Raw genomic sequence first — 15,285 nt, 5'->3', positions numbered from 1 at the left:
GTACCGATTATTTGGTTTTTTGGTACTGCTTTTTCGCAGCATCAATGAAACCGGCAAACAATGGGTGACCATCACGTGGCGAGCTGGTAAATTCCGGGTGGAATTGTACTGCAATAAACCAAGGATGTGCAGGAATTTCAACAGTTTCTACCAGATGCTGTACCGGAGAATAACCCGAAATCTTCATGCCTTTTTCTTCTAGCACTGGGATATAACGGTTGTTCATCTCGTAACGGTGACGATGGCGCTCGATGATTTCTTCAGAACCATAAACTTCTGCAGTTTTAGTCCCTGCAACCAGTTCAGATTTTTGCGCGCCAAGACGCATCGTACCACCCAGATCAGAATCAGCAGAACGTTGCTGAACTTCACCACGCTCATCTAACCATTCAGTAATTAAACCAATCAATGGAGATTTCGTTGAACGGTTAAATTCAGTCGAAGTCGCATCTGCAATACCAGCAACATTACGTGCGTATTCGATCACAGCCAACTGCATACCCAAGCAAATACCGAGGAACGGCACACCGTTCTCACGTGCGAACTGAATCGCCTTCATTTTGCCTTCAGTACCGCGCTCACCAAAACCGCCAGGAACCAGAATCGCATCAGCATCTTTCAATACTTCTGCTACATCTTGGCTTTCAAGCTCTTCAGCGTTTACGTAGTCAATCTGAACTTTCACACGGTTTTGAATACCCGCATGTAGAAGTGCTTCGTTGACAGATTTGTAAGCATCTGGAAGTTCAACGTATTTACCAACCATTGCTACACGTACGGTGTATTCAGGGTTCAGTAGTGCTTCTACAACGTTATCCCAATCTGTTAAATCAGCTTCAGGAAGATCGTTATAACCAAAACGTTCACAGATTAAATCGTCAACATTTTGTTCGTAGAATGTACGTGGAATCTGGTAGATCGAACGTGCGTCTTTACATACCACAACGGCACGTGCTTCAACGTTGGTAAATAATGCAATCTTACGCGTCGTATCTGCATCTACATCGTATTCTGTACGGCAGATGAGAATGTCTGGCTGAATACCAATCGACAGGAGTTCTTTAACAGAATGCTGTGTTGGTTTGGTTTTTAATTCTGCTGCAGACTTAATGTATGGGAGTAACGTTAAGTGCATTAACATGGTACGTTTATGACCAAGTTCAACCATTAACTGACGTACAGATTCCATGAATGGGAGAGATTCAATGTCACCTACAGTACCGCCGATCTCTACGATCGCAACGTCATAACCTTCGCCTGCACGAAGTACACGCTCTTTGATATTGTCAGTAATGTGTGGAATAACTTGCACAGTACCACCCAGGTAGTCGCCACGGCGTTCTTTATTTAGAACATCCTGGTAAACACGGCCTGATGTGAAGTTATTCAATTTGGTCATTTTCGCACGACGCAAGAAACGTTCGTAGTAACCCAAGTCTAAGTCTGTTTCAGCACCATCTTCTGTAACAAAAACTTCACCATGCTGGAATGGGCTCATTGTCCCTGGATCGACATTAATGTATGGATCCATTTTTACCATGGTCACTTTTAAACCACGAGCTTCTAAAAGTGCAGCAACAGAAGCAGCTGAAATACCTTTACCTAGTGATGAAACTACACCACCAGTAACGAAAATAAAATGGGTCATTGGGTTTCTCGTACAATCGAGCCTAAATCGGCCTGCAATGTTGCGCAATTTTACTTTACCTTGTACCTAGAAAGCAAAGTCAATCCGCATCAATTCAAAGAACAATAAACAATTGACTATTCTAACAGCAATTCCTATAAAAAATTACAGTAAGTTCATATGATTTCTATCTTGCATTTTGCTGCTATAATGGTGTATCCCCTCCACACTTTTATGTTTGATGCAATGATGATGAAGAAACTTTTAATCTCCACCCTAATCCTGACTGGTCTGACATTAACTGCGTGTGTAAAAAAAGAAGCACCAAAAGAAGAAGAGCAAGTAGAAGTTACTCCAGCATCTGAAATCTCGACTCCAGAACCAACGCAATTTGAACCGCTTGAACCTGTAGAGCCAGCGGCAATTGAAGAGGAAGTAGCGCCAACGGTTGAAATTCAACGTGAGCAAACTGAAAACACCACGACCGAAATCCGTCGTGAAATCAAAAAGCCAGAAACAACTGAGCCGGCACCAGTGCCTGAAACCCGCGAAGAACCTGCGTCAAAGCCTGCTGAGACCACCCCTAAAACCAATTCAAATCCAGAAAACAAGTCTGAAGATGATGCGGTTGCTGACGCGATTGCCGCAGCGATGCCAGCACTTGACTGATTACAGGATCATTCATCAAAAAAACCCAGCAGATGCTGGGTTTTTTATTGGAACTTTTTAAGCAGATACTGTTGCCGGTGCACGAGATAAGTGAATCAAATAATCTGCCATTAGTCGGGTAGCCCAAGATTCGGTTTGCATCAAGCCCTGATAAAAGCCGCAATGACTGCCTTTTTTGGTGGTAATCACCATAATATTGGACATCGCCCGAATTTTTTCTTTATAAGGTTCTAAATTTCGGATGTGACACACCGGATCATCCTCCGCATTTAAAATCATCAGCGGAATTTTGATACTTTCAAATACATAAATCGGATTGGTTGCCTGGGTATAACTGGCATAATCCGTAAATCCAGCCAGTTCAAAATAGAGTTTTTCAAATTCGGACAGATCTTTAACTTCTAATAACTGTTTCCAGCTTGGGCAGACCTGCCAGGTTTCCTGATAAGGATGAATAAAGCGCTTAATCAGTTTTTTGGCCATAACTTTACTGTAAAACGGATGCACATTGGCAAAACCAGTTTCAGTGTTATAGCCAGGACATAAAGCAAAAGCTGCTTTTAATGGGGTTTGTTCACCCTCTTCGCCCAGATAACGCACTAACAATCCCGTACCCGCAGAAGAGCCAACCCCATAGAGATCGGACTGAGGAAATCTGTCCTGTATATACAAGAGTTGTTCACGCAAATCCTGAGTTGAACCAAACAGGTTCATTTTAGGCACAGGCATGGGTAAGTCTGCATGACCACGGCGTAAACACAATGCCACACGCCAACCCGTATATTTATGCAGATCACGAACCAGTTCACGCATTGATTCAGGAGAACCGGTAATAGTATGGAGTAAGACAATGGTTGGCGTACTTGCCGGAAGATCCAGTCCATACCAGGCAATACCGGTAATTCCACCATCTGACATTTTTAGCTGTTCAAGCGCATCATATTTCAGTTTAATGGTGTGTTTTTTAATCAAATCGAAATACAGAATATGTGCGTGTGCATTGGCTAACCACGGCGTAGGACGATATTTTTGTTGCAGCTGCGGTAAGCGCTCAATGAGTCCTGAAAATACACCATTCGGATTGTAATACAGGGTCGGCTCGTCTGCTCCGCTGAAACGATCCAGATATTCACTGGAAAGCTGACCCAATTTTTTAAGCAACATTTTCATCTGTCATCCCCCTCTAGTTGTACTAGCTGTGATTTACAAATTTCATGCCGACTTGAATCAATAGTTCGAATTAAGTTTTAGCTTGGAATGATTGCATCCGCTGGCCCATCTGTACAGCCAAGGCTTCAAGTCCGGACTTAGGTCGGATCATGACTTCAAAATCAATCATCTGACCCTCTTCATTAAACTGAATCATGTCAACTCCCTTTAGTTTTTTATCGCCCACATTGGCAGAAAACTCAAGTACGACATTGTTACCATCTTCACTTATAAATTCACGGTGATAGGTGAAGTTTTCAAAGACTTGAATGACATTGGTCAAAATAAAAAATACCACCTGTTTTCCAGGATAAGGTTGAAAAGCCACAGGCGAACGAAATACCACTTCTTCAGCAAGCAGCTCATTCAAGATCGACATATCACGGCTTTCTAGCATCTCATGCCAGCGTGAAATGGATTTTCTGGTATTTTCGATGGTCATTTTGGATTCCTTCTTTTTTGATATTTTTTAATAAAAGCTTAAATACTTCTTTCTTTTAATTGACAGAATTCCCCCTTTTATTAAAGGTGAGAAGTACTGCTTCGCAAGGGGGGATTCTTTCTTACAAATCCTCTCCCTAACCCTCTCCTTTAATAAAGGAGAGGGGGAAAAGCAGGTTTTAATATTTTCAGATCACCGCCGCCAATTCAGCACCCTGACGGATGGCACGTTTGGCATCCAGCTCACCTGCTTCTTTCGCTCCACCAATCAGATGCACATTTTTCCCGGCTGCTTTTAGCTCATCAAACATGGCGGTATAAGATTCCTGACCGGCACAAATGATCACGTGATCGACTTCCAGCACTGCAGGTTTGTCATTCACGACGATATGTAAGCCCTGATCATCAATTTTTTCATAATTGGCGCCCGCAATCATTTTTACATCACGGTGTTTTAAACCGGTACGATGAATCCAGCCTGTGGTTTTACCCAGACTCGCGCCGACTGAAGCAGCTTTACGTTGCAATAAATAAATTTCACGTTGCGGTTTTTCTACATTTGCAGCTTTTAAGCCACCGACATTTTCATAGTCAGTATCAATACCCCATTCATCATAGAATTTTTCCGGATTGATACTGCCACTTTCCCCTTCATGGCTCAGGAATTCGGCTGTATCAAAGCCAATACCACCTGCACCAATAATGGCAACTCGCTGACCCACTGGCTTACGTTCTTTCAAAACGTCCAGATAAGACAATACTTTTGCATGATCAATGCCTGGAATCTCAAGCTGACGCGGTGTCACGCCTGTTGCCACCACAATGTCATCAAAGTTTGACTGAGCCAGCTCTTCCAGACTCGCCTTATGATTCAGTTGCAATTTGATACGTGGCTGTAATTCAATCTGGCGTTTGAAATAACGCAAGGTTTCATAAAACTCTTCCTTGCCTGGAATAGTCTTGGCAATATTAAACTGTCCACCAATCTGAGCAGCGGCTTCAAATACCGTCACCTGATGACCACGATTTGCAGCATACACAGCAAAGCTTAAACCTGCAGGACCCGCACCAATCACGGCAATATTTTTTGCCACATTGGTTTCTTTAAAAATGAGCTCTGTTTCATAGCAGGCACGTGGATTGACCAGACAGGTGGCAATTTTCATTGAAAAAATATGATCCAGACAGGCTTGATTACAACCGATACAGGTATTGATTTCATCGCTACGACCCTGCTCCGCTTTCAGGACAAACTCCGAATCAGCCAGCATTGGGCGAGCCATAGAAATCATATCAGCATCACCAGATGCCAATACATACTCAGCCATTTCCGGGGTATTGATACGGTTTGAAGTGATTAAAGGAATCTTCACCTGACCTTTCAGCTTACGCGTCACCCAAGTGAAAGCCGCCCGTGGCACTTTCGTGGTAATGGTCGGAATGCGGGCTTCATGCCAGCCAATGCCGGTATTGATAATGGTCGCACCCGCTTTTTCAATTTCTTTGGCCAACTGGATGACTTCTTCCAGAGTTGAACCGCCTTCGACCAGATCCAGCATAGATAGGCGATAAATAATGATAAAGTTCTCACCGACCATTTCACGTGTACGGCGTACGATTTCAATCGGGAAACGGATGCGGTTTGCATAGCTTCCACCCCACTCATCATCACGATGGTTGGTACGTGCTGCAATAAATTCGTTAATCAGATAGCCTTCCGAGCCCATGATTTCTACACCGTCATAACCGGCGTATTGAGCCAGCTTGGCACAATTGGCAAAATCATCAATGGTTTGCTGCACCTCAGCCGAAGTTAAAGCATGCGGTTTGACTGGATTGATCGGTGCCTGAATTGGGGATGGCGCGACATTTTCAGCCTGATAAGAATAACGTCCGGTATGCAGAATCTGCATGGCAATTTTCCCGCCCGCTTCATGTACGGCCTGGGTAATCACCTTATGCTTTTCAGCTTCTTCAATGGTGTCAAGTTTGGAACCGCCATGAAACGTTACGCCATGATCATTTGGTGAAATCCCGCCGGTGACGATTAAAGCGACTCCACCTTTGGCGCGCTCTGCATAAAAAGCTGCCATCCGATCATATCCGCCGGGTGCTTCTTCAAGACCAACGTGCATGGAACCCATTAATACGCGGTTTTTAAGTGTGGTAAAACCCAAGTTCAATGGGGCAAGTAAATTCGGATATTTAGACATTTCAACTCCTGAGCATGCGTTTAGGCTGGCTATTGTTTTAGCAACTGGCAGTTTGATCCCTCAATCTTTCCAGTTTAATGCAACTTGTTGCACTAATTTATATGCCAGAATTGATTTTTATGCAACATGTTGCATAATAATCCCGAGTCACTTTTTTGAGACGTTTATGTCTTTAGCGCATGTTTTATTGACCAGCCTGATTGAAAAACCTAGCACCGGAATCGAACTGGCTCGCCGTTTTGACCGTTCCATGGGCTTCTTCTGGAATGCCACTCATCAGCAGATTTATCGCGAGCTGAATGCCATGCTGCAAAAAGGCTGGATTTCGACGATAGAAGAGGAAGACTCGAATAGCCGCAAAAAGACTTATCAGGTAGAACGTCTGGGCCGCGAAGAACTGGCCAACTGGATGTTGCAACAGAGCCCACCAGCACAATTACGTGAAGAGCTGATGGTACGTTTACGTGCCGAAGCCCAACTTGGTGGCAATAACACTTTGGCAGAGCTGGAACGCCATCTGGAACTGCATAAAGAGAAATTGAAAACCTATCAGCAGATTTTTGCCAAGGACTTTGCTCAAGCGGACGAAACTGACCGTACCTTATATATTCATAAAATGATTCTGCAACTGGGAATTGATCAGGAACTGGGTTGGATTTCCTGGCTGGAACAGGTTATTCCGCGACTGCAACAATTTGACGCACAACAATTATAAATACGGAGACACACATGCCCTTTTATCGCATGCCCGATGGTGAACAGCTGTTTGTACGCGAATACGGTCGGGGACAGCCGGTACTGGTACTCTCTGGACTTGGCATGCTGAGCTGGCAATGGAAAGCTTTTCTCTATCCGCATCAGAAAAATTTCTGTTTCATTATTCCAGAATGGCGCGGCTTTGGGGCTTCCAGTCGCTGTAAAATTCCGCAAGATCTCGATGCAATTTCCAGTCACTGGCTGGATGTGCGTTCAGTTCTGACCCAGCTAGAATTAGATCAAGTCATCGTCATTGCCTATTCCATGGGTGCAACCACCGCAATGCACGGCATGCATTATGACAACTTTGCCAGTCAGATTTCTGCTTATTTGCACATTGATCAGACTCCCAAAATTCCGGTCGATGATGCCTGGGATTTTGGTCTTTTTGGTCCACGTTATCAGGAATTTATCGACATCCTGCAGCAGCTCTCTGTCCTACTTACGCAATATCAGCAAGTTGAATTGATCCGTGATCTTGACGTTTCTGTCCGTAAACAAATTGCCGCCCTATGGCTAAAGTTTATTCAGCTACAAAATCAACAAAAATATAGTCTGAAAGCTTTCGAATTCATCCTAAATCAACCGCGCCTGCAAAGTCTGTTATTGCCTTCCAGCCGGGTGGATTATATGGCTTGGTATATCAACAATTATTTATATCATCGTGAAGATTACCGCGAAGCTCTAGCTCAGCTTAGCTGTTCGGTGACTTTCTTTAGCGGCGTACAATCCAAGCTATATCCTTTTGAAGGTCAGCGCCTGATTGCAGAAAGCCTGCCTCAGGCCAAACAGATACTTTTCAGCAAATCCGGCCATACACCTTTACTGACTGAACCGCTAAAATTTGCCCGAGAACTTGGCATCTTTTTAAATGAAAATTCACAATCTAGCACTTCAGCTGCCTAAAGATTCAGGAGATAGAACAATGAAAAAGTTGGTGGCTTTTTCCGGTGCAGGCATGAGCGCCGAAAGTGGCATTCATACTTTTCGCGACAGTGATGGACTTTGGGAACAATACCGGATTGAAGAGGTCGCGACACCTGAAGCTTGGGCCAAAAATCCAGAACTGGTACAACGCTTTTATAATGCACGTCGTAAAAATATTCTGGAAGCACAGCCAAACGCAGCCCATCAAGTGATTGCGGATCTTGAAGATGAGTTTGATGTGCATGTGATTACCCAGAATATTGATGACTTGCATGAACGTGCCGGCAGCTCCAAGGTGATTCATTTACATGGCAATATTCGTCTGGCCAAAAGCTCAGGCCCCGATGCACAAAGCACGACCGAGTTTTATTCAATTGAAGGTTCTGAACTCGATTTAAATCAACACTTTTGCAAGGCAGGCTATCCGCTGCGTCCTCATGTGGTCTGGTTTGGCGAAGCCGTGCCCGCATATGAAGAAGCTCAAGACTGTGTACAGGATGCAGATATTTTCGTGGTAATTGGCACCAGCTTACAGGTTTATCCGGTCGCCGGGTTAATTCATGAGATTCCTGTGAGCTGCCAAGCCTATTACATCGACCCGAAAGCCGAGCAGCAGCATTTGCCTGCACAATTTTACAAGATCGCCCAGAGCGCGACCGATGGCATGCAAACACTGCTAGGTTTACTTAAATCCGCGAATTAAAATCTTTATGCACTACATTCTCTGATTGACAGCATGCAACAATCAATTTTTAATCAGCTTATCGTTGCAAGAATGGAATTAAACCATGCTGTCTGATCTGGATGACTTTTACTGTTTCGCGCAGGTGGTGGAACATGGCGGTTTTAGTGCTGCCGAACGCGCAACCGATATTCCCAAATCCAAACTTAGCCGTCGGGTGTTTAATCTGGAAGAGCGCCTGGGTGTACGTCTGATTCAGCGCAGTTCGCGTCATTTTGCCGTCACCGATATCGGCATGAATATTTACCGGCATGCCCAAGTCATGCTGAATGCTGCACAGGCGGCGCATGATCTGGTGGACCATCTGAGTACCGAACCGCGTGGAACCATTAAAGTCAGTTTACCAGTGTCTATTGCCCAGAATGAACTGGCAAAAATTCTGCCAGATTTTTTGAAAAAATATCCTGAAATTAAAGTTCAGATGATGATCACCAATCGCCGAGTCGATATTATCAATGAAGGCTTTGATCTGGCCTTACGTGTCCGTTCCAGCCTGGATGATGATCCGAATCTGGTGATTCGCCAGTTTGAAAAAATTGAGCAGCACTTATTCGCCAGTCAGGGTTATTTAAACGAATTTGGTGAACTGAAAAACCCTGAGCAACTGGCTGAGCATAAAATCCTGAGTATGGCCGAAGACCATACCGAACAGTTTCTGACCTTACAAAATGAACAGCAGGAACAGAAAAAAATCCGTGTCAGTCCAACCGTCATGGGTTCTGATTTAAATATGCTGGCACAACTGGCCGCGTCAGGCTCAGGAATTACTTTATTGCCAGATAATGTGGTCGGGCAGTATGTAGCAAGTGGCGAACTGGTTCGAGTACTTCCTGACTGGAAAGCACCACATGGTATTTTTCATGCGGTTTATCCTTCACGTCGCGGCTTATTGCCCGCAGTACGGGTCTTTATTGATTATCTGGTTGCTGAATTAAATCAGCGCTAAGTGATACGCTTTTGAGAAAAACTGGACAAAAAAATAGCTCATTCTTGGGGAAAAATGAGCTAGAGAAACTTTCACTACAGCATAGTAAGCGAAAAAAAGGGAACCTATGTATCTGACTCTTAGTTTAATCAGATATAAAATCCTAAACCACTGTTTAATGTAGTGTTTTGTATGTTTTCGTCAACAAGCACAAGTGAGTTGTAATTTATGTAAGTGGATTAGCTTAATAAAGATCATTCAATCAATATTTTAAATCTCCGGATACTCACCTGTGCCTTCTGGCCAAGGCGACAACACTTCAAACCCGGTTTCGGTGACATAGACCATATGTTCCCATTGGGCAGACCAGGATTTATCCGTGGTGACCACAGTCCAGCCATCTTTCAGCTCTTTGACGCGAGCTTTGCCCATATTCACCATTGGCTCAATAGTAAACACCATACCCGAAACCAGTTTAATGCCCTGACCTGGCTGACCATAATGCAGAATGTTTGGCTGTTCGTGATAGACCTTGCCGATGCCATGACCGCAATATTCACGCACAATGGAATAGCCTTCACGCTGTGCGACCGTTTGAATCGCATAACCAATATCACCCAGAGTAGCGCCCGGCTTCACCGCATGAATCCCGGCCACCATGGCTTCATAAGTGGTATTGACCAGTCGCTTGGCTTCTGAAGATGGTGTTCCAACATAGTACATCCGGCTGGTATCACCAAAATAACCGTCTTTAATAATGGCCACATCAATATTGATAATATCGCCATCTTGCAGAACGACTTTTGATGATGGAATGCCATGACAAACCACTTCATTCGGTGAAATACAGGTGGTTTTGGTATAGCCATAATAGCCAATATTGGCTGGCGTCACTTTTAATGTATTGACAATAAAATCATGACAGAGATCATCCAGATATTCAGTCGTGACACCTGGCTTGACATGTCCCCCGATCATCGCTAAAACCTCTGCAGCCAAACGCCCAGATATCCGCAGTTTTTCAACATCTTGCTCAGTTTTAAGACTAATCGCTGGAGCTCGCATATACCTATCCTCACTATGAATCCCTGAATTATAATCCCTTTTTTGCGAAATATGTCGCAGTTGTTGAGTTTCAGCACAGCAATTTTCCTTGAAATAGGAATTTTCACTGCTGTTTATTTATACAAACAATAACTGACATATTTTGATATCAAGTGCAGATATTTTTTGAGCTTATAAGGAAAAATATATTTTTCAGCGAATTATCAAACATATATTTCTACCAAGATTTGAATGACCGGTTATGTGATCCACAAACTCACTAGAATCAAGGCTTACAGCCTTAAAATAAACTCCAAAAAATTGGACATATACACTAAAATCGCTTTCTTTTGTTCTATTGATCTCCCTTTATGACAAGTCTGCATACTCGGGATATTGTCGCCCTAGGTTTTATGACCTTTGCACTGTTTATTGGTGCGGGCAACATTATCTTCCCACCGATTGTGGCTCAACAAGCCGGTGAACACGTATGGCTCGCTGCTTTAGGTTTCCTTATTACAGCAGTCGGCTTACCCGTGATTACCATTATTGCGTTGTCTCGCGTTGAAGGCTCCATTCAGGCACTAAGCTCGCCTCTGGGCAAAGCAGCCAGTATTTTGCTGACTGTAATCTGTTACTTAGCTGTTGGTCCTTTATTTGCGACGCCACGTACCGCAACCGTTTCTTATGAAATCGGTTTTTCATCTTACTTTGGCAATGAATCTGGCAGCCTGCTCATTTACAGCATCATCTATTTTGCTGTGGTGACCATCGTGTCTTTATACCCCAACAAGATTCTGGATACCGTCGGCTATTTCCTGTCGCCACTTAAAATTATTTCTTTGATCATTTTGGGTGTAGCAGCCGTGATGATTCCTGCCAGCAATCCGCCTGCAGCGATCGATAATTACGTTACCAGTCCAGTGACTGAAGGCTTCGTAAATGGTTATTTAACCATGGATACTTTAGGCGCTTTAGTTTTCGGTATTGTGATTGTCAAAGCCATTACTTCACGTGGCGTAACCGATAAAAAACTGATTACCAAATATGCGGTCAATGCCGGCATTATCTCTGGTATTGGTTTAACTCTGGTGTATTTAAGTCTGTTTAAACTTGGACTGGGTAGCCATGAGATTGCCCCAAATGCAGCCAATGGTGCCATTATCCTGCATGCATATGTACAACATGCTTTTGGCGATATGGGTGCTTACTTCCTGTCTGGCATGATTTTTATTGCCTGTATGGTGACTGCAATTGGTCTGACCTGTGCCTGCGCTGAGTATTTCTCCAGCTTGACCAAGATTCCGTACAAGATTTTTGTATTCATTCTGGTGGGCTTCTCACTGGTGATTTCAAATCTGGGTTTAACCAAACTGATTGCTGTTTCGGTTCCAGTCTTGAGCGCGATTTATCCGCCTGCCATTAGCGTCATTATGCTGAGCTTCTGTGCAAGCTTCTTCAAGAAACCATCTCATGTGATTGCACCAGTGACCCTGGTAGCCTTTATCTTTGGTATTTTTGACGGATTAAAAGTTGCTGGTTTTGAATTGCCTGCATTACTGCAAAATTTACCTCTATCAGAACAGAATCTGGCCTGGTTTATCCCGTCCATGATTGTATTGCTGATTACAGCTGTGATTGACCGTATTAGAAACTAAAATTTCTAGGATGTCTGAAAAATCGTATTTTTACCCAAAATCCGGTTTGAGCGCGATCAATAATTGTCAGGTTTTACCCAAACGGACATTTATTGTTTCTTAATAATGACATCAAATCACCGCCGTAAATCTTAATACTAAGATTTTCTATAAAAAATCGTTTCTATAAATAAGATCGCACTTTAATTATTTCATTTTTTATATAAATATAAACAGAACTTTTGATTTTCCGATGTTAGATACTTATTGTTGCCAACTTAAACCAAGTTCCCTTCCGAGTCATACGCAGACTTACAAAGTATTGATTAACCCTACATATCTTTGGCGTAAAATTTGCATTTTCTATCTGGTCGCATTAATTAAATGATGGCTATATCTTATTTCCAAAATTAGCTGGAGGTGAAATCTGAAAATATAATTCTTGCCTAATCAATTGATTATGTAATTATACGACTAAAGATGGCCATTTTGACTGTAAAAGCCTGCCACGGCAGTTGCAAAGGCCCAAATTAAACAGTACAACTATATATTCAATTCTGACTGATTAAATCTGCTTTAATCTTCAATAACATAAATAAATGGGAGGGATGGAGATGTTATCAACACATTTCAACAAGCAAGTCTTCATTGACGCTCTTAAAGCCAACAACACCAATCTGGTGACATTTATATGCACCACTTTTGCACTCATGCTGACTTTAACTGTCCATTGTCTAATTCAAGGTAATTTAAAACTTGAATACTTTGGCTATGCACTGATTGTCTCAGCTGCATTTTTCCTATGGGCTGCCATAGACCAGAAATACCGATAATCAAATTTTAAATTGGCCCAGATGGATGATTTGGCCAGTCATCCATCTGGTGAAAAAAGTGTTTTAACTTTCAATCATTCCAGCATCCTTTCAGAATAACTATAAAAAGAAGATTAAAATAATCCCGCAAATGCCCCATAGAGCAAGATCCCCGTCCCGCCCAATTCTGCGACAATTAAACCTAGCATGGCGAAAGTCATCAAACTTCCTGGCAAATGAAATTTACCCAGTTGATGCGGCTGTTTAAACTGATTCGTCGTATCTTGCAGGAAACCATGCAACATATAAGCGGCAATCGAGAAGCTGAAAAATATTATATTAATGAGTACGCAAATCAGATTCACCATACTCGGCAATACTGAACAATAGGCCAATACTGCCAGAATTAAGGTCGCAGGTGCATAAAGCAGGCTGCTACGATGGGCAATATCGACATAATAATGTGCACGTGACTGAGGCGATTGACGAATCTGCCAATATTTCCAAACGCCGGTGAACATCCCGATCCACAAGAAGATTCCACTAAAAATAATGCCGATTTTAACGGCCAGCTCAAGTTCCATTAGCTGCATAAGATCATTCCATGTTTATTATTTGACTGACTTTAAAGTCATGTTTTCCCCGAGCTACCCTGCTAAAAATCTATACAGTAAAAGCTTCATCAGGATTCTAAAAAATATAGTGTAACGTATGTCTGAATTTGAAACATTGACTCTCCAGTGCCAAGATGGCTATCGCTTAAGTGCACGTTTTTATGCAGCAATTTCTGAAACTGACAAACTTCCAGTATTAGTCTGTCCAGCAACTGGCATTACCAAACAGTTTTATCATCAGTTTTGTGTGTGGTTACAAGCTCAAGGCTATGCCGTTATGGTCTTTGATTTTCGCGGGATTGGTGATTCACTACATGGCCATTTGAAAAATTCAAAAGCCAGTATTGTGCAATGGGGGCAACTGGATATACCGGCCGCGATTGATGCTTTATCAACGCGTACAAATGCAGAAAAAGTGATCCTACTTGGACATAGTGCCGGTGGTCAGCTTTTAGGTATTGTGCCAAATTATGATAAAGTCGCAAAAGTGGTGGCTGTCTCTGGCTCTACCGGACATGTAAAAGGACTGAAAGGCAAAACCAAATTACTTGCGCCCGTTATGTTTAATGTCATTTTCCCACTGGCTCGCATCGCCAAAGGTTATGGCCCGACTCAAGCGATTGGCATGGGTGAAAACCTGCCTAAAGATGTGGCTCGCGAATGGGCGCAGTTCTGTAGTAAACCGGGTTATGTAATCAACGCGATTGGTAAAAATATTGCACCATCCCATGATTATCATGCTCAAATCACCTGCCCTGTGACTGCAATCTGGTCATCTGATGATGAGATTGCCACCGAAGCCAATGTGAAAGATTTACTACGTTTATATCCAAACGCAAAAACCCAAATAATTGAACTTAAACCTAAAAGTTATGCCTATAAGGCCATTGGTCATATGCTGATGTTTAAAAAATCGCATCAGAATTTATGGCCGGTGATTGAGCAACAATTGGCTGTTTAAATCAGATTTAGATGGTTATTTGCAGGCTGCTGTGTTCTAATACGCTTAGTTTGAGATGAGCCTCTTACAGTATATGGGCTTGACCTATATACGACTAGCCCCTAACCATGGGGCTTTTTATTGTCTGAATATTTTAAAACGTATATAAAAATGGGCTGACGATAACGCCAACCCATGTCTTTCTTTATCGAATTAAATATTATTTTGTCTCAATGTCATAAACCCAATTTCGTGCCTGTTTGTCTGTGGTCGTTTCACAAACATAATAGTCGTGATCCCATGAATCAGGATGGAAGATTTCCTTTTTGGTATAAGTGACATTTTTGCCTTTTTCGACACAGATAAAACTGTCACCTTGGTCTTTGACTTGGGTTCCATTGAGGAAACCACCAATACAGAGGAATCGAGATTGTTTTGCCATTTGGTTAGATCAACTTTTACATCACTAAAATATGTGGTGATTAAACGATTTATTGAAAATACTGTAAAGCGTAACCAAGAAAAATTAGAGATGGATCCGTAAATTTGAACAACTCCTATAAGTGATATTCTGCTCCTCAAATGATGTTATAAACATCAATATATGGAGTATTTTATGGCACGTAGACCAAGAAGAAATCATTCAAATGATTTTAAAGCTAAGGTAGCACTTGCTGCGATTAAAGCAGAAAAAACACTTGCTGAATTGAGTGCTGAATTTGATGTTCA

Annotated in this window: 15 protein-coding genes; 8 read left to right on the top strand and 7 right to left on the bottom strand. The window is 42.6% G+C overall.

Annotation, left to right across the window (positions count from 1 at the left end):
• Positions 1-7: 7 nt before the first annotated feature.
• On the bottom strand, positions 8-1,648 hold the full coding sequence (locus PV763_RS13285; RefSeq protein ID WP_005100051.1) for a CTP synthase: 1,641 nt from the start codon (positions 1,646-1,648) through the stop codon (positions 8-10).
• A 225-nt stretch (positions 1,649-1,873) separates the two neighbouring features.
• On the opposite strand from PV763_RS13285, the gene PV763_RS13280 reads away from it, so the two are divergent.
• Positions 1,874-2,296, top strand: a complete 423-nt coding sequence (locus PV763_RS13280) for a hypothetical protein (protein ID WP_373683213.1) — start codon at positions 1,874-1,876, stop codon at positions 2,294-2,296.
• A 57-nt stretch (positions 2,297-2,353) separates the two neighbouring features.
• Here PV763_RS13280 and PV763_RS13275 read toward each other — a convergent pair whose 3' ends face one another.
• The 3 genes from PV763_RS13275 to PV763_RS13265 all read right to left on the bottom strand — a co-directional run bounded on the left by PV763_RS13275 (position 2,354) and on the right by PV763_RS13265 (position 6,159).
• Positions 2,354-3,466, bottom strand: a complete 1,113-nt coding sequence (locus PV763_RS13275) for a YheT family hydrolase (protein WP_420938013.1) — start codon at positions 3,464-3,466, stop codon at positions 2,354-2,356.
• 70 nt (positions 3,467-3,536) lie between these two features.
• Positions 3,537-3,947, bottom strand: coding sequence for a nuclear transport factor 2 family protein (locus PV763_RS13270; protein WP_420938012.1), 411 nt, complete (start codon positions 3,945-3,947; stop codon positions 3,537-3,539).
• 187 nt (positions 3,948-4,134) lie between these two features.
• Entirely contained in the window at positions 4,135-6,159 is a 2,025-nt protein-coding gene (locus PV763_RS13265; RefSeq protein ID WP_420938011.1) for an FAD-dependent oxidoreductase, read from the bottom strand.
• 166 nt (positions 6,160-6,325) lie between these two features.
• On the opposite strand from PV763_RS13265, the gene PV763_RS13260 reads away from it, so the two are divergent.
• The 4 genes from PV763_RS13260 to PV763_RS13245 all read left to right on the top strand — a co-directional run bounded on the left by PV763_RS13260 (position 6,326) and on the right by PV763_RS13245 (position 9,530).
• Complete coding sequence (locus PV763_RS13260; protein WP_004645277.1) at positions 6,326-6,874, top strand: PadR family transcriptional regulator; 549 nt, start codon at positions 6,326-6,328, stop codon at positions 6,872-6,874.
• A 14-nt stretch (positions 6,875-6,888) separates the two neighbouring features.
• Positions 6,889-7,821, top strand: coding sequence for an alpha/beta fold hydrolase (locus PV763_RS13255; protein ID WP_420938010.1), 933 nt, complete (start codon positions 6,889-6,891; stop codon positions 7,819-7,821).
• Between the two features lie 19 nt (positions 7,822-7,840).
• On the top strand, positions 7,841-8,545 hold the full coding sequence (locus tag PV763_RS13250; protein WP_420938009.1) for an SIR2 family NAD-dependent protein deacylase: 705 nt from the start codon (positions 7,841-7,843) through the stop codon (positions 8,543-8,545).
• 85 nt (positions 8,546-8,630) lie between these two features.
• Positions 8,631-9,530, top strand: coding sequence for a LysR substrate-binding domain-containing protein (locus PV763_RS13245; protein WP_420938008.1), 900 nt, complete (start codon positions 8,631-8,633; stop codon positions 9,528-9,530).
• A 249-nt stretch (positions 9,531-9,779) separates the two neighbouring features.
• On the opposite strand, the gene map is transcribed toward PV763_RS13245, so the two are convergent.
• A complete protein-coding gene (map, locus tag PV763_RS13240) occupies positions 9,780-10,574 on the bottom strand; it encodes a type I methionyl aminopeptidase (RefSeq protein ID WP_420938007.1) in 795 nt (264 codons plus the stop codon).
• A gap of 350 nt (positions 10,575-10,924) precedes the next feature.
• On the opposite strand from map, the gene brnQ reads away from it, so the two are divergent.
• Together brnQ and PV763_RS13230 are read left to right on the top strand one after the other, a co-directional pair.
• The gene (gene brnQ / locus PV763_RS13235; RefSeq protein ID WP_420938006.1) at positions 10,925-12,211 is read left to right on the top strand and encodes a branched-chain amino acid transport system II carrier protein; all 1,287 of its coding nucleotides are present in this window, start codon (positions 10,925-10,927) and stop codon (positions 12,209-12,211) included.
• A 593-nt stretch (positions 12,212-12,804) separates the two neighbouring features.
• Positions 12,805-13,023: a hypothetical protein gene (locus PV763_RS13230; protein WP_039901912.1), complete on the top strand. Its 219-nt coding sequence runs from the start codon at positions 12,805-12,807 to the stop codon at positions 13,021-13,023.
• Between the two features lie 113 nt (positions 13,024-13,136).
• On the opposite strand, the gene PV763_RS13225 is transcribed toward PV763_RS13230, so the two are convergent.
• Complete coding sequence (locus PV763_RS13225) at positions 13,137-13,595, bottom strand: hypothetical protein (protein ID WP_253147504.1); 459 nt, start codon at positions 13,593-13,595, stop codon at positions 13,137-13,139.
• Positions 13,596-13,713: 118 nt separating this feature from the next.
• On the opposite strand from PV763_RS13225, the gene PV763_RS13220 reads away from it, so the two are divergent.
• Positions 13,714-14,577: an alpha/beta fold hydrolase gene (locus tag PV763_RS13220; protein WP_314137521.1), complete on the top strand. Its 864-nt coding sequence runs from the start codon at positions 13,714-13,716 to the stop codon at positions 14,575-14,577.
• Between the two features lie 199 nt (positions 14,578-14,776).
• Here the strand turns inward: PV763_RS13220 and PV763_RS13215 are convergent, their stop codons facing one another.
• Positions 14,777-14,998, bottom strand: coding sequence for a hypothetical protein (locus PV763_RS13215; protein WP_191112125.1), 222 nt, complete (start codon positions 14,996-14,998; stop codon positions 14,777-14,779).
• Positions 14,999-15,285 lie beyond the last annotated feature (287 nt).

It is taken from the genome of Acinetobacter sp. AS5 (genome assembly GCF_048957595.1).
Taxonomy (GTDB): domain Bacteria; phylum Pseudomonadota; class Gammaproteobacteria; order Pseudomonadales; family Moraxellaceae; genus Acinetobacter.
The sequence above is the reverse complement of the archived record's forward strand: the minus strand, read 5'-3'. Positions and strand labels throughout refer to the sequence as shown.